General features: G+C 69.9%; 16 protein-coding genes. 3 read left to right on the top strand and 13 right to left on the bottom strand.

The genetic code is table 11. The annotated features are described in order from the left end of the window. Positions 1-16 precede the first annotated feature (16 nt). From WME95_RS44670 to WME95_RS44730, 13 genes are all read right to left on the bottom strand, one after another. Complete coding sequence (locus WME95_RS44670) at positions 17-298, bottom strand: hypothetical protein (RefSeq protein WP_437905285.1); 282 nt, start codon at positions 296-298, stop codon at positions 17-19. Positions 299-486: 188 nt separating this feature from the next. Beyond that, positions 487-618: a hypothetical protein gene (locus WME95_RS44675; RefSeq protein ID WP_437905287.1), complete on the bottom strand. Its 132-nt coding sequence runs from the start codon at positions 616-618 to the stop codon at positions 487-489. 42 nt (positions 619-660) lie between these two features. Further along, positions 661-813: a hypothetical protein gene (locus WME95_RS44680; protein WP_437905289.1), complete on the bottom strand. Its 153-nt coding sequence runs from the start codon at positions 811-813 to the stop codon at positions 661-663. Between the two features lie 23 nt (positions 814-836). Continuing rightward, complete coding sequence (locus tag WME95_RS44685) at positions 837-1,337, bottom strand: RNA polymerase sigma factor (RefSeq protein ID WP_437905290.1); 501 nt, start codon at positions 1,335-1,337, stop codon at positions 837-839. A gap of 584 nt (positions 1,338-1,921) precedes the next feature. Then, entirely contained in the window at positions 1,922-2,311 is a 390-nt protein-coding gene (locus WME95_RS44690) for a DUF6573 family protein (RefSeq protein ID WP_437905291.1), read from the bottom strand. 21 nt (positions 2,312-2,332) lie between these two features. Beyond that, positions 2,333-3,502, bottom strand: coding sequence for a vWA domain-containing protein (locus tag WME95_RS44695; protein ID WP_437905292.1), 1,170 nt, complete (start codon positions 3,500-3,502; stop codon positions 2,333-2,335). Positions 3,503-3,511: 9 nt separating this feature from the next. Beyond that, positions 3,512-4,630: an AAA family ATPase gene (locus tag WME95_RS44700; RefSeq protein ID WP_437905293.1), complete on the bottom strand. Its 1,119-nt coding sequence runs from the start codon at positions 4,628-4,630 to the stop codon at positions 3,512-3,514. Positions 4,631-4,758: 128 nt separating this feature from the next. Next, positions 4,759-5,697, bottom strand: a complete 939-nt coding sequence (locus tag WME95_RS44705; protein ID WP_437905294.1) for a hypothetical protein — start codon at positions 5,695-5,697, stop codon at positions 4,759-4,761. 124 nt (positions 5,698-5,821) lie between these two features. Then, on the bottom strand, positions 5,822-6,565 hold the full coding sequence (locus tag WME95_RS44710) for a hypothetical protein (RefSeq protein WP_437905295.1): 744 nt from the start codon (positions 6,563-6,565) through the stop codon (positions 5,822-5,824). After that, a complete protein-coding gene (locus tag WME95_RS44715) occupies positions 6,549-6,836 on the bottom strand; it encodes a hypothetical protein (RefSeq protein ID WP_437905296.1) in 288 nt (95 codons plus the stop codon). Before WME95_RS44715 ends, WME95_RS44710 begins: the two co-directional genes overlap by 17 nt. A 162-nt stretch (positions 6,837-6,998) precedes the next feature. Then, positions 6,999-7,472, bottom strand: coding sequence for a JAB domain-containing protein (locus WME95_RS44720; RefSeq protein WP_437905297.1), 474 nt, complete (start codon positions 7,470-7,472; stop codon positions 6,999-7,001). Between the two features lie 155 nt (positions 7,473-7,627). After that, complete coding sequence (locus WME95_RS44725; protein WP_437905298.1) at positions 7,628-7,978, bottom strand: hypothetical protein; 351 nt, start codon at positions 7,976-7,978, stop codon at positions 7,628-7,630. Continuing rightward, a complete protein-coding gene (locus WME95_RS44730; RefSeq protein WP_437905299.1) occupies positions 7,975-8,121 on the bottom strand; it encodes a hypothetical protein in 147 nt (48 codons plus the stop codon). The genes WME95_RS44725 and WME95_RS44730 overlap by 4 nt, the downstream gene beginning before the upstream one ends. 580 nt (positions 8,122-8,701) lie before the next feature. On the opposite strand from WME95_RS44730, the gene WME95_RS44735 reads away from it, so the two are divergent. From WME95_RS44735 to pglX, 3 genes are read left to right on the top strand one after another with little or no spacing between them, the layout of a single operon-like run. Continuing rightward, positions 8,702-9,457 (top strand): hypothetical protein, encoded by a 756-nt coding sequence (locus WME95_RS44735; RefSeq protein WP_437905300.1) that lies wholly within the window; start codon positions 8,702-8,704, stop codon positions 9,455-9,457. An 11-nt stretch (positions 9,458-9,468) separates the two neighbouring features. Continuing rightward, positions 9,469-14,337: a protein kinase domain-containing protein gene (locus WME95_RS44740; RefSeq protein ID WP_437905302.1), complete on the top strand. Its 4,869-nt coding sequence runs from the start codon at positions 9,469-9,471 to the stop codon at positions 14,335-14,337. Then, on the top strand, positions 14,334-18,248 hold the full coding sequence (gene pglX / locus WME95_RS44745) for a BREX-2 system adenine-specific DNA-methyltransferase PglX (protein ID WP_437905303.1): 3,915 nt from the start codon (positions 14,334-14,336) through the stop codon (positions 18,246-18,248). The genes WME95_RS44740 and pglX overlap by 4 nt, the downstream gene beginning before the upstream one ends. Positions 18,249-18,394 lie beyond the last annotated feature (146 nt).

An 18,394-nucleotide genomic window follows, 5' to 3' on the forward strand; every position in this document is an offset into this window, starting at 1 on the left:
CTTGCGCGAAGGGCCGTCAGGGGAGGCCGCGCTCCGCAGCGTCGAGGAGGTTGTAGATGGTCTCCGTCGCCTTCTCGATGCGGCGGCGCGCCTCGTGCCGTGAGAGAACGCGCTCCTGGACGGGGCGCGTGGCGTCTTCGGCCGGGCTGAGGCCCTGGTCCACCTGCTCCCGAAGAGTGGTGATCCACTTGCGCATGTAGCTGGCGTCATCGAATCGGATGGCGTGGTTCGGTGGAGGTCGTTCGGTACGGCCGTCCCACGTATCGTCGTCCGCCGGGTACTGGCGAGTCTCCGTCATGGTGGTTTGCCTCCAGTTCGGCCTACGTGAGCTGAGGGCGGCGCACAGGACTCCTGTGCGCCTAGGCCGAATCCGAAGATGTGGGTGGTTGATGGGCAGAGCGTTTCCGGTTCTTCTGGTCTCGGCACGAGTGACCGAGGCTTGAAAGGAAGGGCGCGCTGTGCGCCGTGATGGCGGGGCGGAGGAAGCTACTCGCCATTCTCTAGCTGGGTGTACACGGCGATCTCGCGCAGCGCCTCGCCGGGCGTACGCCCCTCGTTGTGCGCGATGGCCTCGATGACCTTTTCCAGCGGCTGCGAGCACAGCCGCAGTCCGCTCACGATGTGTGGCTGGATGTGGATCGGCGGGGTACGCGGATCCGGTCACCTGGGCGGGAGCCAGGCGTAGGGGCTGTCCCTGGGCCAGTCGCGCTCTACCGAGAGAGCCGACTGGTAGCCCTTCGACTCCAGGTAGGTCTCGATATCGTGTGGAGATACGCACCGTGCGACTGGCTTGCCGGGGAACATGACACTCATGCGGTGCTTGGGATCTCGGACATTCATCGGCTCCCCTTTCGCTTGCGCATGCGAGCGAGCAGCTTGCGAGCCCGGCGGAGCCGGCTGACGGCGGTTCCGTGGTGCAGGTGCAGCACATCCGCGATCTCGGTGCCCGCATGGCCCAGAGCCGCCAGGGCGAGCACTTCGCGCGCCCAGAATGGCATCTGCCAGAGCGCGAGGAGCGCCTCCATCTCGGCGCGCGCCTGAAGTTGCGCCTCGAGATTCAGGCCCACGACGGGGCGCACAAGACCGAGCGGCTCGTGGTGCAGGACCTCATGACGCACGTACGCGCTCTCGAGGTAGTGCGTCGCCTGACGCCACGCGACACCGCGGAGCCACCGACGGAGCACTTGCCGAGCGTTCGCGGCCGGGTCGGGACGATACCGGCCCGCCTCGATGGCCTTCCAAGCGCCCAGGAAGACCGCTTGCGCGACGTCGGCGCTGTCGCGCGCAGGAACGCCGCAGGAGATGAGCGTGGCCACGATGAAGTCCCGCTCCGTCATGACGGCCGCGATGCTCGGTCGGGCCGGGGGATGTGGCGCGGTGGGTGGGCGGCGGGCCCCCTTGCGCTCACGGCTCACCCATCCCTCTCGGAGGTGCGGTCCGCCGTTCCTGGAGCGCTCAACCGGCAGTGTGCCATGGTGCCGACCGCCGGGGCGGCGCGCCTGGCCATGGCTGGCGGCAAGCGACGCGGGTCGGCGGCGGTGTGCCGGCGGCGTTGCGCGCAGGCGCGCATGCCTCCTGCGGGGCAGGACCGGGAGCCGCACAGCGCTGGCGGGTCACGGAGCGCGGCAGTGAGCCGGAGCGCTTCGGTGTCGGGCAGGGAAGGCGGATGGGAACGAGGGCGCCGGCGCGAAGGCGCACGGCCCCCTTGGCCCGCGGACGGCGGGCGGACTACAATCAGCATGTCGGAACCTCCTTCGCCGAGGTTTCGGCCACGCAGCCCGGGCGATTAGCGTCGCCGCGGGCTGCACTACTTCAAGCTGAGATGGTGACATCCCTGCATCACAGGGAGAGTGTGCAGCACGGGAGAGCTGTAAGAGAGACAGAGATGCAGCGCCGGTACCGGCGCGCAGCTGTGCTCTTTTCAATCCTCTTCCGGCAGCATGATGGTGATCACAGGCTCGGCGTCATCGCCGGGACCGCAGACCGCCTTGAGCTCCACAAGCGACGGCTTGGTGGAGTCGGTGACCACGTACAACGAGAATGTGATCTCGTTTGCTTCCGGTGCGCGCTGGGCCGCCGCGCGGAACATCCAGAGGACATCCCAGAGCCTTCGCTCGTCGTTGTGGGCCCGCTGCGCAGCTGGAGTCAGCATCACGTAGCGCTCCCAGACGGAGTGCGTCACGGCGACGGGAAGCTTGATCCCCATCTCCCGGGCCGTTGACGTCACGTCCCTCAGCGTGCCATCCGCGATGGCCTGGGCGCGCGTGTACGCCTCGATGACCTCGAACTCGAGCTCGTCGTTTTCCGGCATCTTGTTTCCCTCTGGTTAGGATTACGTGGCGCCGGCCAGGAGAGAGACGCTCTCGCCTTTCGCGAGCTCTGCGCCGCCGAGGCGCATGTAGTGCGCGGCCTTGGCCCGGAGCGGTGAGGTCTCGGGCACCTCGCACTCGATCGCCACCGTCCAGAGCCGCACCCCGAGCGCCAGACCCTCGCGGAGGGCCGCTTCCTGAGCCGCTTGGTCCCCGTCCACGCCGTCGGTGACGAGGATGATGTCGGCACCTTGATGGCCCCGCCGGGCGAGCTGCCGGACCTGCTGCACGGCCATGCCGAGCGCGAGGCCGATGGCCGTTCCCCCGCCGAGGAAGTGACGCACCATTCGCAGTACCGCCTCCGTGTCGCCGGGCACGATGGCCTGGACCGCGGTGGAGGTCGAGTAGTGGACCACGGCGACCGGCCGCTTCTCGTCGAAGGCGACGCGGCAGAGCGCGACGGTTGCGGCTTTCGCCCACTCGTTCCGCGCCGCGTGCATGCTCCCGGACTCGTCGAGTGCGATCACCAGCGGCCCCTTCGACTTCATCGCCTCGCCGCGCACGGCATACTGGGCTGCCCGCCGGGAGGCGATCCGCTCCAGGACCACCGTCTCCAGGACGGGCTCCATGAGCAGCACCTGCTCGGCCGGCAGCAGACGGGACACGTCGTTGCCCTGCTCGACCGAGTAGACCTCGGCGGGCACGCCCTGGACCCGGTTGGCGCGGGCCCCCCGCAGCGCCGCATACATGCGGCCAGCGAGGCGAGCGATGCGCTCGACCTGGTGGAGGTCCCCGTGGGCGAGCTCGACATCGCGCGCGTGGGTCCACGCCGAGCTGACGTCCCAGCCAAACCCGTCGGCAAGATGCTCGGTGCGCCGGGCCTGCGCATCGAAAGCTGCCCACGCCTCTCGGGCGACACCGCGCAGTTCGAAGGGCGACGCCCTGGGAGGCAGGGCAGGGAGGCAGCCCCACAGCCGCTCGAAGGCGTATGCCGCCGCCACGTCGTCGGACGCGAGCAGCGCGGCGTGCTCCACCGGCGCGGTGTCCTGCACCGCCTCGGCGAAGGAGCCCGCGAGCGGCTGGCTCCCTGCCCCGACAATCGCGTTCCAGAGGTCCCCGGCGCTTGCGGCGTCCTGGTCCGCTGCGATCGCCACGGCGCGGTGTGCGCGCCGAGCCTGGAGGAAGGTCCCCATCGTGACCTCCTACAGGGCGTAGCGCTTCGCCAGGTCGGCCTTGAGCGCGTCGTGGACCTTCTTCAGCTCGTCGAGCTTCGGCTGGATACGCGTCTGCGCCCGGCGGGACACGCCCTCCTTGAGCTGCTCCTGGACCCGCTTCGCCGAATCGGTGACGTCGGCGGCGAGCTTGGGGAGCGCCTCCAGATAGGCCGCCACCTCCGTGGGCCGGTGAACGTAGGCGCGCAGGGCCTCGTCGACAACGGTGATCGCCTTCGCCACCGCGCTCCGGTCCACCGTGTCGAGCACGGCGACGACACGAGCGCGATCGTCAGGCTTCTGCCAGAGGCCGTACCGGAGCACGGCGAGGTGGTCCAGCTCGACCTCGGCGCAATCATCGAGCCAGGCGGCGGCGCGGAGCACGCGGGTGAGCGCGATCCAGCGCCGGTCGGAGACGACGATCCCGTTGGCCTTGAGCTCGTTCCGGATCCGGAGGAGCTCCTGCACGATGCGCTCGGGCAGCGTCACCCCGTCGACGTCCGCCCGCGCCGCGTCCCACTCCGCGAGCTTGATCTGGGCCGAGGCCGTGTAGGCCGGCGGCGCCGCGACGAGCTGCATCCAGGTCGCGTCCGCCTGCACGTACTCGACCAAGTCCCGCAGCAAGAACCGGTCGTACACCGCCGCCAGGTTCTCCTCCTCGGGGAGCTCATTCGAGGCTCCAACCAGCATCCGCAGCGGGATCGGCCGGCCCTTGTAGAGCCGCTCGTTCATCGCTGACAGGAAGGCGTTCAGCACCGAGTCGGACCCCTTGAACACCTCGTCGAGGAAGGCGCACTCGACGCCGGCGAGCCGGCCGTCGAGGTTGCGCTCCCAGAGATCATTCTTCAGGGCGCTGAGCTTCACCGGGCCGAAATACTCGTCCTCGGTCCCGAACTTGGTCACCAGCGTCTGGAACTTCCGCGCGTCCGGGAAGCACGACAGGAATCCGAAGAACAAGGCGCTCTTCGCCGTGCCCGGAGGTCCCACCAGAAGCGCGTGATTGCCCGAGAGGGCAGCGAGCAGGATGCACTCGATGGCGTTCTCGCGCTCCCGGAAAGCGGCAAGCAAGCTGTCGCGCACGGTCCGGAACCTGTGCCTCACAGAGCTCATATCCACCGAATTGTTGGTTGTCGACTTCATCATCACCTCGCGTATCTGCGCAGCGGGCATGCTGCGCCGGTGCCTCGCCGCGGTGTCACCCACGGCGAGGCGTCTCCCGTTCGACAGGCCCGGCCTTCTCAGTCGTTGACCACGGGGATGGTGAACGACACGCCATCACCGCCGTCGAGCTGGAGCTGGAAGCTGTGCTGGAGCTCCTTGACTCGCGCGGTGATCCGGTCGGCGACTCCGGCCAGGACGCCGCGGTAGAGCTCGGCCTTGGCCGTGAGCTCCTTGCAGAGCTCTACCCGCCGCGCGAGCGCGTTCTGGCGCATGCCCTCGGACGCCGCCTTGTCGAGGTCGGCGATGAGCTCCGCGACATCCGCCTCCAGCGCACCCTGCGCCGCCGCCCTGGCGACCGCGACGTTGTCGGGCGCGTCGTGCATCTCAATCCGGATCGGCTTCACGCCGAGCTGCTCGAGCCCCGGCCGGAGCCGGAGCCAGGCACCGCAGGTGGACGGCGGCAGCAGGTAGAACCCGCCTCGGTCCCGCAGCGGCACGCCGGAGAGCGCCTTGGCCGTCGCCACCATGGCGAACGAGATGTCCCGCGTCTCGGCATGCGCGACGAGGTGGTTTCCGTGTGCGGCCATGGCCTCGGCGTGCGCGAGGGCCTCGGCGATCGATGGTGCGCCGTCGGGCGGCAGGCCCACGATGGTGCCTGTGTGCCGGTCGACCCGGCAGCGCGCACCGCAGACGTACTCGTCGCCGGCCTCGCCCTCGCGGGTCTTCTGCACGTAGATGCCCACCGCGGCGCTCGTGTCGCCCTTGGGCCGCGCGAAGGGCCGGACGAGGATGCCGGACGGGCGCTTCACCTCGGCTGCGGCCCGCGAGAGGGCGGTGGCCGGCTCCATGTCCGAGATGAGGTGGCCGAGCTCCTCGGTCGCGAAGACGCGGCGAGCGGCCTCGCGCGTCACATCGATGCGGTCGGTGTTCCACGAGATGAGATCGCCGATGTGGCGACCTCCCGCGGCAGCGAGCCGCCGCTGGGCGCGCTCGAGCGTCGCCGGTGCGCTGTTCATGGTATGGACTCCTTGTCATGGAGAGAGTGTGTGTGGTGGTGGAGAAGAAGCGGGCGCTGCGCGGATCGACCCGCACGCTGCCCAGAGCAGCGGTCCACCAGAAGACGATGGACCGCGGTGACTGCTAGGCCGAGAACGCAGCTTCGGTGAGGGCTTCGGCGAGCCATCCCGCGTTGCGAGGGGCAGCTGGCGCTGCATTGGCGGGGTTCGGGCGTGGGGCATCTTGGCTGCTATGCCGCGGGGTAGCTGAAGCCGGAGATGGCCGGTGCTTCCTGATGGCAGGAGCCGGGATGCTGACGTTGAGGACGTGGGCGGACTCGCTGGCAGGCACCACCTGCGAGTAGAGGCTCAGCCCGCCACGCCCCTGGCGCCATCGAAAGTGGAGTCCGGTCCGGTCCACCCAGCTCACCAGATCAGCGAACTGCCTTGGAAGGACCTCCGCGACCTCGACCAGCTTCTTGCGGGGCAGGTGTACCGCGAAGACACGGCTCACCAGACTGATGTGCTGGATCGTCACATCGGCGAGCAGGTCGCCGAGGAGGACGTTCGACTCCAGCAGCGCCGTGGTTTCCCGCCAGACTGCCGTCATGGCAAGCCGCTGCGCTGCCGCCAAGACGGCATCGCGACAGGCAGCCTGATGACGCAGCGTGCGGGCTTCAGCTCGGTGCTGGAGGAGCACGCGAACCCGTGTAGCCGCCTCCTCGTCAGGCTGGCCGGCCAGCGCCCGGAGCTCGCTGGCGCCGACGTCGAGCAGCACCGCGAGCTCCTCGTCGTGCTCGGCGACGTAATCCCCGATGTTGTGCGACCCGGGCTCGAGCGCGCGAAGAACGCGATCGAGCCCTGCCAGGCCGCTACGCCGCCCGGCCATGGACGATCATGCCCTCGTCGGGGTTCGTGGGCTCCGGAAGATCCAGATCCGGCGAGGGGACCGGCAGTTGGTCGAGCCGCTTCTTCGCCTTCACCAGGTCGCGGGCGAACTCGTGATCGGGGCTGTTGCCCAGCGCGGCGCGGCGAAGCCGCCGGGCGACGGCGAACGGATTCATGCGGCGCGGCACGCGCAGGGAGGCGGTGCCGAGCGACAAGAGCAGACGGCGCTCGGCCAGGGTCGAGGGGCGGAGCGTACGACCGTTGACGCGCATGAGATGTTCCTTTCTCCGAAAACGGAAAGGCGCCCGAAGCACGAGAGCTCGTGCCAGCGGGCGCCCTGAGGAATGTGACCTTGTAATGTGGTGAATCGTCAGCGCCGCTGTAGACCGAGCACGGCTCGACGATGCAGTCGGTACGGTCTGTCGGCAGTCTTCTTACTGGATGATGCAGAGGTCGAGCATGGAGCTGAATCCTCCGCCGCGACCGCCAATGATGATGTGGTCGACCAGAGGAATGCTCACGAGGTCAGCAGCCCTCTTCATCGCCGTCGTGAGCGCGATGTCCTCCGGGCTGGGCATCGGATCCCCGCCCGGGTGGTTGTGAACGAGAACGAACGCGCTGGCGCCGGTACGGATGACCGGCCGCAGCGCGTCGGCGACGGTGAGCGCGGCGCCGTGCCTCCCGCCCCGTGCCACTTCGAGCTCGGCCATGAACTCGTTGCGACCGTTGAGCGCGATGCCGAGCATCACCTCGTGAACGAGCCCGCCCAGCCGGTCGGCGTAGATGCGGGCAATGTCCGCCGAGCACGAGAACTTGTGCTTCGGCAGCGAGGGGTAGCCGCTGCGGACGAGCTGCTGCAACGCCAGGACGGCGCTGCGCTGGACACTCGTGAGCCCGAGCCGCTCCATCTCGTGCTCGCTCACGTCTCTCCACCCGCCTGGAGCGCGGGCGAGCCGGTCCGCGATGCGCCGGCTCCGCAGGACGGTGCGGAGCAGCTCGTCCTCAGGCGCGGCCAGGGCGCCCCCGAGCTGCACGCCTGGGCGCTGCGCCCCCGAGGTCGGCCTCACCGCGGCCAGCCGGCATGGCCGTCGCGCCAGTGGGGCTCGTCGTCCTCGTCGAACAGGGACCGCTGGCCGTACGGCGAACCGTAGCGCGGTGTGCCGGGCGGCACGGACGGGCCCATGTGGATGCGTGGCGCCGGGCTTTGTCGTGCGGCGAGCATGAAGATCGGCCGGTTCCGGTCGACGATCACGACACCGGTGAACGCTGCGCCGTCGGCGCTGAAGAGCTCGACGCCCTGGGGTGGTATTGCCGCCTCCCGAAGCCAGTCGAGCATCTCCGCGGCCTTTGGCACGCGCCGGGGCAGACCGTGCCGGAGCAGCTCCAGCAGGGCCTCGCCGATCAGCTCGCTCACCGCGACGGCCAGATCGCCTCCGACACGGCCGCGACCAGGAGGCCGGCGACCGCGGCGGCGGCGCCCTTCTTCACGGACTCGTTCGTGAACACGCGGAGGACGTAGGGGACAGGGGAGGGAGTGTTCTCGGTGATCTCGGACATGGATTTCTCCTGAGCGCCGTTGACGGCGCGGTTCGAGGTGGACGGGGATCGAAGCGGGCGACCCAAGCGAAGGTCATGTTGGGCAGGCGTCGCCTGGGCGATCAGCCCATGCAGGCCAGGATGATCTGGGCGACCATTGTGAGGACGGCCGCCGCAATGCGCAGGATCTTGACGAAAAGCTTGGAATTGCTCATCGGGTGCGATCTCGCGTAGCGGAGTTCTCCTTCACCGTTCTTATCTCCGCGAATGGACGGAGTTTGAGTGCACCATGGTGCGTATCGCACCGTGACATCACTGCTCGTCGAAGGGCATGCTCCTGCGCTCAAAGGAAGGAGCGTGCTCCCGCATGCCGTCAGGCACCCCGCGCAGCGGGAGTAATTCCACGTGCCGCCCGGATCCTGGAGACATGCCCGCCCGCGCGTGTCAGCGCATGCTCGCCCAGGATGACGCGGCGTGCCCCGTACGCCCCATCCCGCGCGCCCGGCCTCGCGCCCACACTCTTTCCGCGCCCCCTGGATCCGCTCTATCCTGCCCCTCCCGCCTGCTCATGACCCACACCCTGCCCACGCAAGACCAGGCCATGTGCTTCTACCGAGCCGCGCTCGCGGCGGCTCGGCTGATCGACGGAGAGAACGACCATCGGGTGCTGGACGCCGATGCGGACGCAGCATGGCGGGCCTACGGCAGCGACCTGCCGACCGCGGTCCGCTGTGACCTCGTCCTTCGCAACTTCGCGATGCTCTACCCGGCAGCGTTCGCCCCCGGCCCGGTGTTCCGCCTCCCGGGCTGGTACGACGACGACCCGTGGGGAGCCGGGTTCGAGCGGCCGCCCGCAAAGGTCATCGAGGGGCTGTTCGCTGCCCGCACCGCCCCACCGAGCGCGGCCGAGGCGCTCGCGCAAGCCCTCGCGGCGTGGGGGATCGGCGGAGGCGCGGACGCCGTGGATCCGCGCCTCCCGGAACGTCTCTCGCCGTCGACGAACGTCGTCGTCGTCGGGCCGCGTGCCGTGGCCGAGGTGGCACGCGCGTTCCTGCGCGGCGAGCGGCTCTCGGTGCGCACGCAGGTGATCGCGGTGGGCGACGGGCCGGAGAGCCGGCACATCCTCGGCATCACCTGCGCGCTCCAGCTCGACAAGGGCGTGCCGCTCCTCGTTTCGCCTCGCCGGCCGGACGAAACGGCCACAGCGTGGGCCGAGCGGGAGAAGCAGCGGCTCGGCATCGCCCGGGCGCGCCTGCTCTTGCGCTCGCCGGACGCGGACACCAGCGAGGTCGAGGCGGCGCAGGCGCTCGCGGCGGCGCTCGGTGTGGAGGAGACCCTGGACCTCGCGGGAGCGTAGCGGGAGCGTCCGTGACAACGATCCGATCTTCGCACTTCGAGCTCATCGGCACGACGCCGCACCGGCACGAGCAGGAGGGCCTCGACTGGCTCGCCACGGCGCTGCCCACCTACGGGCCGCACGGCGGCTATGCGCTCTTCTCGTTCCAGACCGACGACGGGCGCCGCTACGAGATCGACGCCATCGCGATGACGGCGCACTGCCTCTACATCATCGAGATGAAGTCGTGGCGCGGCGAGGTGATCGAGGGCGACGCGCGGCACCTCGTCACGTGGTCTGCCCAGCGCGGGCGCGAGGTGGTCGATCACCCGCTGCCGCTGCTCGAAACCAAGAAGAATGCCCTGATGGCCCGCGTAAGGGGGGGCGCGCGGCGCCTCGGGCGGGATGTCGCCGACAAGCTCGGCGGCCTGTGGTTCGAGTCGCTCGTCTGGCTCACCCACGCCGAGGGGATCAAGCTGGGGGAGCACGACGCCGCGCGCACGCACGTCGTCGTCGGCCGGCAGGAGCTCGGCGACGCCCTCCGTCAGGCGAGGTTCCCCGGGGCGCGGGACGATCTCCCTCGTCGCGCCAACACCCACGACACGCTCAAGGCCCTCCGCCGCGTGCTCACGAGCAGCGAGTTCGGGCTCGGGAAGATCGACAAGCCCCTCACCGTGCTCGACGGCCGCTTCGATCTCAAGGCGCTCGTCGAGGAAGGGCCCGATTACCAGGACCACTGGGCCGAGCCGCACGGCCTCGGGCCCCGCTGCCGCGTGCGCTCGTACCTCGTGCCCCGGGGCGACCGCGCCCTCGCGCAGCGGCTCGACCACCGCGTCGAGCGCGAGGCGAAGCTCTTGCTCGACCTCAGCGACCACCCGGACATCCTCGCCCTCGAGCAGTTCGAGCCAAGGGGCCCGCTCGGTCCCGCGCTCGTCTTCCGCGGCTTCCCGGGCAAGACGCTGGAGGCCTTCGTCAAGGAGCACCGCCAGAGCGATGGCCGCTCCGACCTGGTCGTCGACGACAAGCTCGCCATTCTTCGCCGCGTCGCCGACGCGCTCGCGTTCTGCCATCGCAACGACATCGTGCACGGCGCGCTCTCGCCGGAGGCTGTCCTCGTCCACCGTGGCAAGGCGGCGCTCGAGGTGAAGCTCACCCGCTTCGCGCTCGCCGCCGGAGGCGACCCGGCCAGCGAGAGCCCCCGCCTCTTCACACGCCTCGCCGGCGCCTCGGCGAGCCTCTACGAGGCGCCCGAGATCGCGCTCGGCTCGCCGGCCACCGCCGCGAGCGACGTCTTCTCGCTCGGCGCGCTCGCCTACTATCTCCTTGCCGAAGAGCCCCCCGCCGCGACCTCGGCCGAGCTCGCGCAGCGCCTCGCCCGCGACGGCGGCCTCGTCATCTCCGCGGTCCGTGACGACCTGTTCCCGGCGGGCGCGAAGAACCTCGACCTCGTCCTCCGGAGCGCCACGTCGCTCGACCCGACCGAGCGCGTCCACGACTTCCCAACGCCGCTCGACTTCGTGTACCTCCTCGAGGAAGCGCTCACGGCGCCGGAGATGCCGCCCATCGCGGCGCCGCCGCCCGTCGCGGCGCAGCCCGCGCCCGAGATCGACCCACTCGACGCCGGCAAAGGCACTCTCCTCGGCGGCGACCTCGAGGTCCTAGGCGAGCTCGGCAGCGGCGCCACCGCGCGTGTCTTCAAGGTGAAGCACCCGACCGAGGGTGAGGTCGCCCTCAAGGTGCCGCTCTCCGACGCGCATGACACGCGCATCGCCCGCGAGGGCGAGGTACTGGCGCGCCTCCGCCGCATCCCGGGCGTCGACCGCATCGCGCACCTCGTCGACACGCGCACCCTCGCCGGCCGCACCTGCCTCCTCGTGCAGTTCGCGGGCGAGCGCACGCTTGCCGACGAGATCCGCGCCGAGGGCGCGCTCTCGCTCGATTACGCACGCCGCTGGGGTGAGGACCTGCTCACCGCCCTGCGCAGCCTCGAGGAGGCGGGCGTGCAGCACCGCGATATCAAGCCCGCCAACATCGGCCTGACGTCGGGCACCGAGAAGGGCAAGAAACGACTCCTCCTCTTCGACTTCTCGCTCTCCCAGCGCGCTGCCGACGACCTCGCCATCGGCACCCCGGCCTACAAGGACCCGGAGCTCGCTGCCCGCGGCCGCTGGGATGACGCGGCAGACCGCTGGGCCGCTGCGGTCACGCTCCACGAGATGTTCACCGGCGTCCGCCCGGCGCCCCTTCTCGGCGCGCGACCCGGCCAGACCGCCGTCCGCGTCGAGTCCGACCGCCTCGACGCCGACGTACGCGACGGGCTGGTGCGCTTCTTCGAGCGCGCCTTCCGGCTGACCGCGAGCGAGCGCTTCCCGACGGCGGACGACATGCGGGACGCCTTCATCAAGGCCCTGCACAAGGTGCCGGAGCACGACAGCCGCGGCGCGGACGAGCCTGTGCTCCAGGCCGCCGACCTCACGGGCCTCGGCGCCGAGGCGCGCGTCGACGCGCTCCCCCTCTCCACGCGCCAGCGCAACGCGCTCGATCGCATGGGCATCTACTCCCTCCACGATCTCGCGCAGCTCTCGAGCAACCGCCTCGGCGGCGTGCGCGGCGTGGGGGCGAAGACGGCGCGCTCGCTCGTGGATCTCGCCGAGCTCGTGCGCAAGCACCTCGAGATCAGCGTGAGCGACGTCCCGCCGCCGTTCTTCCGCGGCTTCACCGGCGCGCGCCGTCGCGTCGACGAGGACCTGGAGGACACGGGCGGCAGCCACGTCTCTGTTGGCCCGGCGGCCACGGGGGAGGACGCTCCCTCCGCGGGCCCGGCGGACGCGGGTCGGGGCTCCGCTCCCGCGGGCCGTCCGGCGCGCCGGTTGAGCCCGGCCCTCTCGCGGCGCCTCCTCGAGGCCGGCCTCGTCGACTCGGTCACCGTCGCCTCCGCGCCCGAGAAGCAGGTGAGGAATCTCGTCAATCGCGCGCGGAAGGAGGGCGCGCCCGAGGCCCCGAGGGATCTCACTGCGTGGCTCGAAGGCCTCGTCGACGCGGAGCGGCCGCCCACCACGCTCGGCGCGGCCATCGAGCTCATCGCCCCGAGCCACGGCAAGGGCGGGTCCGCGTCGCTGCGGCGGGTGCGGCAGTACCTCGGGCTGGAGGACGTCGCCGGTTTCCCCCGCCACGGGTCAATGCTCGAGCTCGCGAAGGTTGCGGGCAAGACACGGGCGCTGGTCTCCATCGACCTCGGCAAAGCGCGCGAGCGCTGGCTCGGCGAGGTCCTGGCTGCGCTCCCGGCCGGCGCGCCTCCGATCAAGCCGCGCGAGTTCGCCGTGCTCGAGCGCGTCTTCGCCGCGGTCCAGGGCGCCCTCGCGGCGAGCGCGGGCGTTGCCCCCCTCGGGCGCGCCGCCGCTGCGGTCATGGAAGCATTCCCGCTCGAGCTGGACCTCTCCCTGGACGCCGCGCAGCGCGCCGCGGAGGCGCTGGTTCGCACCGTCACCGAGATCGACGCGTCGCGCCTCGGCGGGCCTGAGGACGCGCGCCTCCGCCTCCGCCGCGTCGGCAAGGGCGCCGCCGCGCTGCGCGCGGGCGAGGCGCTCGTCGCCTGGGACCGCGGCGGCTTCGAGCTCGCCGAGGCGCTGGGCAAGGAGGCCGACGCGCTCGTCGACGGCGGCAACGTGGTGGCCGAGGCCACGGCCGCCGCGCGCCTGCGCGAGGCGCTCGGCGAGACGGCCCGCGTCGACGCCCCGCGCGCCGAGCAAGCCCGCGCGCTGCCGGATCGCGCCCTCGTCGCGCTCGCGGCCGCCACCGCCGAGCGCGCGCGCCTCTCCGTGCGCGGCGAGCTCTACCCCGTGGGCCTGTCCGCCGAGCGTGCGCTCCTCCTCAGCGCCGCGGCGATCGCGGGCAAGATCGATCCCGACGAGCTCCAGCGCCGCGTGCGCGCCCGCTACCCCGAGTGCGCCGAGCTCCCCAGAGATCCGGCGCTGATCGAGGTGCTCGCCGCCAAGCTCGGCCTGCGCTTCGACGCCCAGGAGGGCGCGCTCATCCCGCGGGAGCGCACGCTGCTCCACGGTTCGACCGAGCTCGGCACCCTTCGCTCGACCAGCAGCGCGGTCGCGGAGCCTGCCCCCTCGCCGCCGCGCGTCGTCGCGGCGCCTGCCGCGACCGCGGCCGAGATCCCCTTCCAGCCGCGCCGCGAGCGCGCCGAGGGCGACATCGCCGGCGCCACGGCCGTGCGCGTCTTCGACGAGGAGATCCAGCGCGCGCGACGCGAGGGCGCCTTCCGCGTGCTCCTCTGGCGCGGCGAGCGCGCCGGCGACGGCCGACCCCTCGCGCGCGGCGCCCCCAACGCCGATGTCGTCGCCCGCGCCGTGGCCCGGCGTCTGGGCGGCGACATGCGCTTCGCCGACGCCCTGCTCATCGACGCCGCCGAGGCCGTCGCGACGGAAAAGAAGCTCAAGAGCGGCCTCGTGCCGGCCATCGCCGCGGACGACCGTGGCCCCGACGGCCCGGCGTGGCCGCGCCTACTCGAGCTCATGCGCCTCGCCGCGGCGAGCACGGTCGAGGCGGTCCTCGCCTGGCCGCGCCTGCTCGTGCTCACCCGCCTCGGCCTGCTCGCGCGCTACGACCTGCTCTCCGCGGTCGCCGAGCTCGCCGCGGGCCATCGCGCCCCGGCGTCTATGCCCGCGCGCGCCGCGACGTTCGTCGTCCTGCCCGTGTACGCCGGCGAGGGCGCCGTCGTCGAGGTCGCCGCCGACGTCGCCCCGCATGTCGGCGCCTCGCCCGGCACCTTCCTCGTCCCCGTGCCCGGCCTGCTGCCGCACGAGATCCTCGACGTGCCCGCCGCGTGGCTGGAACGCCATGCCGAGCGCCGCACGATCAGCTCCACGAGCCTCCCTGCCCAGCGCGCATGAACACCCCTGCCTCCCTCCCGCCGCTCGCCGACCCCGACGCGCTCGTCCGCGCCATGTCCAAGGCGCACCGCCGCCTCGCCGAGGACCTCCGCGCGCGCGCGGCCGACCCGCGCGTGGAGCCCTCGCTGCGCGACGCGCACGCGGCGGACCGCGCGAACAACCGCACCGGCGAGCCCTTCGAGTCCTACCGCGACGCGTTCTGCGACCAGGTCGCGGCGAGCTGGGTGCTCTGCACGGTCTTCGCCCGCACGCTGGAGGACCGCGGCTACCTCCCGCACCGCCTCGCGGGGCCCGGCGCCTCGGACCGGCTCTCGCAGTTCCGGGCGCAGTTCAAGTACCTGGGCGAGCGCGATTATCTGCTGCACATCTTCGACGCCATCTCCCAGGTTCCGGGCGGGCGCGAGGTGTTCGGGCCGGGGCATGCGCCGCTCTGGCGGCTCGGGCCCACGTCGCGGGCGCTCGGCGATCTGCTCGATGAGCTGCGCGCGACGGAGGGCGGCAAGCTGCGCTTCTCTTTCGGGCGGCCCGTGGGGGAGCAGGAGGAGGAGCGCGGCGGGGCGTCGACGCGGTATCTGGGGGATCTGTACCAAAACCTGAACGAGGACGTGCGCAAGCGGTATGCGCTGCTGCAAACGCCGGAGTTCGTGGAGCGGTTCATTCTGGACAACGCGCTGGATCCGGCGATCCGGGAGCGGGGGATCGCGGTGACCGTGCTGGATCCGGCGTGCGGGTCGGGGCATCTGCTGTTGGGGGCCTATGACCGGCTGTTCGAGGCGCGGCGGCGGGTCGAGCCGGGCGTATCGCCTGAAGAGAGCGCACGGAAGGCGCTGAGCCAGATCTATGGCATTGACCTGAATCCTTATGCCGCAGCGGTGGCGCGCTTCCGATTGCTGCTCAGTTACCTGGACAAGGCAAGAATTCCGAAGCTGGATCAGGTGCCGACGGATATAGCGGCTCAGGTGTATATTGGGGACTCGTTGCTGGCGGGACTTGAGGGGTTGCAGACGGAGATCGGAGACTTGTTTGCCCAACAAGTCACAAATAGTTACGGGCTTAAGCGGAGTGCGTTTTCGTTCTTCGAGCCGGACGCGGATCGGCTTCTGAACAAGACCCGCTTCGACGTGGTCGTGGCGAATCCGCCTTATATCAACGAGAAGGACGCGACAAAGCGGGAGCTGATCCGGGCGCGATATAAGGCTGCCGCAGGCAAGTATGCTTTGTCTGCACCATTCGTCGAGCGAATCTTTCAGCTCGGGAACGACGGGGCATATACCGGGCAGATCACGGCCAACTCATTCATGAAGCGCGAGTTCGGGAAAGCGTTAATCGCAGAAGTGCTTCCCGAAGTCGATCTTACCGAGGTTGTCGATACCTCCGGGGCTTATATCCCAGATCACGACACTGCCACGGTGATCCTCTTCGGCCGCGCGCGACGCCCCGTGGCCTCGCAGGTGCGCGCCATCATGGGTAGCCGTGGTGAGCCGACGGCACCCGAAGTGCCCGCGGAAGGGAAGGTCTGGTCGTCGATTGCTGCGCACCACGGAAATGCAGGCTACGAGGACGACTACATCTCGGTGACCGACGTGGGACGCGACAAGCTGGCTCAGCACCCGTGGAGCTTGGGCGGTGGGGGGGCAGCGGAGCTCAAAGTGTTGCTGGAAGAGCGCGCAGAGAAGCGTCTTGCGGACGTCGTCGAGAGCGCGGGTATATCTTCGTTTACGCTCGAAGACGACGTTTATATGGCGCCGCGCTACTCACATGTCGCCAGAGGTCTATGCGAGAACGATCTCCGATTAGTGGTCGATGGGGATATTCTTCGCGATTGGAGTTCTGCCGAGCCTGCCTCGGTGGTGTTTCCTTACGACGAGAACTTTCGTCCTTCGCTGAGTGCAGCTCAATGCCGATACCTATGGCCCTGGAGGAGCAACCTGGCAAGCAATCTGCTTTTCGGAGGCAAGACAAAGGTTCAGGGAGGCCTGGCCTGGTTTGAGTTCGGACGGCTTACGGCCAGCAAGCTTCGTACACCGCTCTCCATTGCCTTTGCTGAGATTGCTACGCATAATCATTTCATCCTCGATCGGGGTAGAAAGGTCTTTAATCGGACGGCGCCCATCGTGAAACTGTCGGAAAGTTCGAGCGAGGAGGAGCATCTAGCGCTGTTAGGATACCTTAATAGTTCGACGGCGTGCTTCTGGATGAAGCAGGTCTTCTATCCCAAGGCTACCTCGGTTCATGACGTTGACGTGGAGAAAGGCAGGCCCGAGAAGAATCGATATGCGTTCGCAAGCACGGGCCTTAAGAGCATGCCGCTTCCATGTCGCTTGATGGCCGAGTGGGGCCGACGACTCGATGCACTCGGTGCAGAGCGAGCCGCGCTCAGCATTCGGCGATGTATTACCGAGTCTGTTGCGGCATCGACGTTGCGTGCAGCCATCGATGAGCTCGTTGTCAACTACGGCCGACTTACGAATCTAATGGTGGCCGCGCAGGAAGAGCTAGACTGGGACGTCTACCAGGCGTTCGGTTTATGTAGCCTTGCGGAAGCGAATGTCGTGGATGATGTGGGGGTCGCCGTTTCCCCGCAGCAGCGTCCCTTTGCCTGGTCCGGCGACCCGCCCAGTGATCTCCCGATGAGGGTCGCAATTCGGTACCGTGCTCGTCGACTCCTGATCGAAAAGATTCCATCTATTCGTCAGATCGAGACTGCGGTCTACAAGCGGCCATGGCTGGGCATGCAGGGCGTTTTCGGGCACAATACCGCATCGTTTCGCGAGCGCCAGATCGAGGACCTATATGGTTGGCTCTTCGACTGTGCCGAAGGCGCCCTCCGCGACCGCCCTGATCCCCGCCCACTCCCTGTCCGCGCCCTCGCCCACACCCTCCACCAGGACCCCAAAGTCCGCGCCGTCGCCGAGGTCCTCACCGGCTCCAGCAACTACGACCTCGAAGCCATCCTCGCCGACCTCCTCGCCAAAGAGGCCGTCGCCGCCGCCAAGTGCCAACGCTATACCGAGTCCGGCCTCGAGAAGCGCGCCCTCTGGGAAAAGACCTGGGATCGCCAGCGCCGCGAGGACGCCGGCGACAAGATTTCCATCGACGTTCCTCCCAAGTACGACCAGAAAGACTTCGAGAACGCCGCCACCGTCTGGCGCGTTCGCGGCAAGCTCGACGTCCCCAAGGAACGCTTCATCGCCTATCCGACGGCCACCCCGCCGCCCGGCGCCACGGGCAAGGCCGGCCTCGTTTATGGCTGGGCCGGCTGGACGCACATCGAGCAGCTCCAGGCCGCCATCGAGCTCTGGCAAGAGGAGATCGGCCTCCACGGCCACGAGCTCATCCCGCGAGCCACCCGGCAGGCCCGCGACGAGGAGCTCGGCGCGCCCGCGGCCGCGACCGACGAAAAGCTCCGCCGCGACACGGCCGTGCGCGACAAGCTCATGCCGCTCCTCCAGACCATGGTCGACCTGCTCCCCTGGGTGCGCCAGTGGCACAACGAGGACAGCGAGACCGCGGACGCCTTCGATGCCTACGTGTCCGAGCAGGCCCGGCGGATCGAGGTGTCGATCGAGGAGGCGCGCGCCTACCGCCGGCCGGCGCGCTCGGGCGGGCGCGGGCGCAAGGCGGCGAGTAGCGCGCCGAAGGCCGCGGCGAGCGGCGACGAGCAGCTCTCCCTGGAGCACCCGCCCGCGGGCCGCGGCAAGAAGAACGGCGAGGCCTCGCTCGACGCAGCGGTGGACGCCGTGCGCGCGCTCGACCAGGGTTCGGGCGTCGCCCCGGCCACGCTCGGCGAGCGGCTCGGGCTGTCCGCGGCCGCGCTCAAGAAGACGATCGACGCCCTCGTCGAGTCCGGTCGCCTCGTGGAGCGGAAGAAGCGGCCGCGGCTAGTGTCGGTGGGAGAGGGCGAGGCGTGACGCTCAGGCCGGCCCGGCGCTGGCACAACAGCCTTTCCTGCGATGTCGTTCACCGCCGCCCCTCCGGCACGCATGACGCTCTCGAATTGAGCCAGAGCGGCCGCGTCGCCTATCCTCAGCCCCTCGGGCAGGGCGAGGCCCGAGCC

The sequence above is a fragment of the Sorangium sp. So ce327 genome, from assembly GCF_051530205.1.
Lineage (GTDB): Bacteria > Myxococcota_A > Polyangia > Polyangiales > Polyangiaceae > Sorangium > Sorangium cellulosum_B.

Coding starts and splice junctions, on each gene's coding strand:
- WME95_RS44695 (WP_437905292.1), bottom strand. CDS start 3,502: ATGGGGACCTTCCTCCAGGCTCGGCGCGCACACCGCGCCGTGGCGATC.
- WME95_RS44710 (WP_437905295.1), bottom strand. CDS start 6,565: ATGGCCGGGCGGCGTAGCGGCCTGGCAGGGCTCGATCGCGTTCTTCGC.
- WME95_RS44680 (WP_437905289.1), bottom strand. CDS start 813: ATGAGTGTCATGTTCCCCGGCAAGCCAGTCGCACGGTGCGTATCTCCA.
- WME95_RS44670 (WP_437905285.1), bottom strand. CDS start 298: ATGACGGAGACTCGCCAGTACCCGGCGGACGACGATACGTGGGACGGC.
- WME95_RS44730 (WP_437905299.1), bottom strand. CDS start 8,121: ATGTCCGAGATCACCGAGAACACTCCCTCCCCTGTCCCCTACGTCCTC.
- WME95_RS44715 (WP_437905296.1), bottom strand. CDS start 6,836: ATGCGCGTCAACGGTCGTACGCTCCGCCCCTCGACCCTGGCCGAGCGC.
- pglX (WP_437905303.1), top strand. CDS start 14,334: ATGAACACCCCTGCCTCCCTCCCGCCGCTCGCCGACCCCGACGCGCTC.
- WME95_RS44700 (WP_437905293.1), bottom strand. CDS start 4,630: ATGAGCTCTGTGAGGCACAGGTTCCGGACCGTGCGCGACAGCTTGCTT.
- WME95_RS44690 (WP_437905291.1), bottom strand. CDS start 2,311: ATGCCGGAAAACGACGAGCTCGAGTTCGAGGTCATCGAGGCGTACACG.
- WME95_RS44720 (WP_437905297.1), bottom strand. CDS start 7,472: ATGGAGCGGCTCGGGCTCACGAGTGTCCAGCGCAGCGCCGTCCTGGCG.
- WME95_RS44735 (WP_437905300.1), top strand. CDS start 8,702: ATGTGCTTCTACCGAGCCGCGCTCGCGGCGGCTCGGCTGATCGACGGA.
- WME95_RS44705 (WP_437905294.1), bottom strand. CDS start 5,697: ATGAACAGCGCACCGGCGACGCTCGAGCGCGCCCAGCGGCGGCTCGCT.
- WME95_RS44685 (WP_437905290.1), bottom strand. CDS start 1,337: ATGACGGAGCGGGACTTCATCGTGGCCACGCTCATCTCCTGCGGCGTT.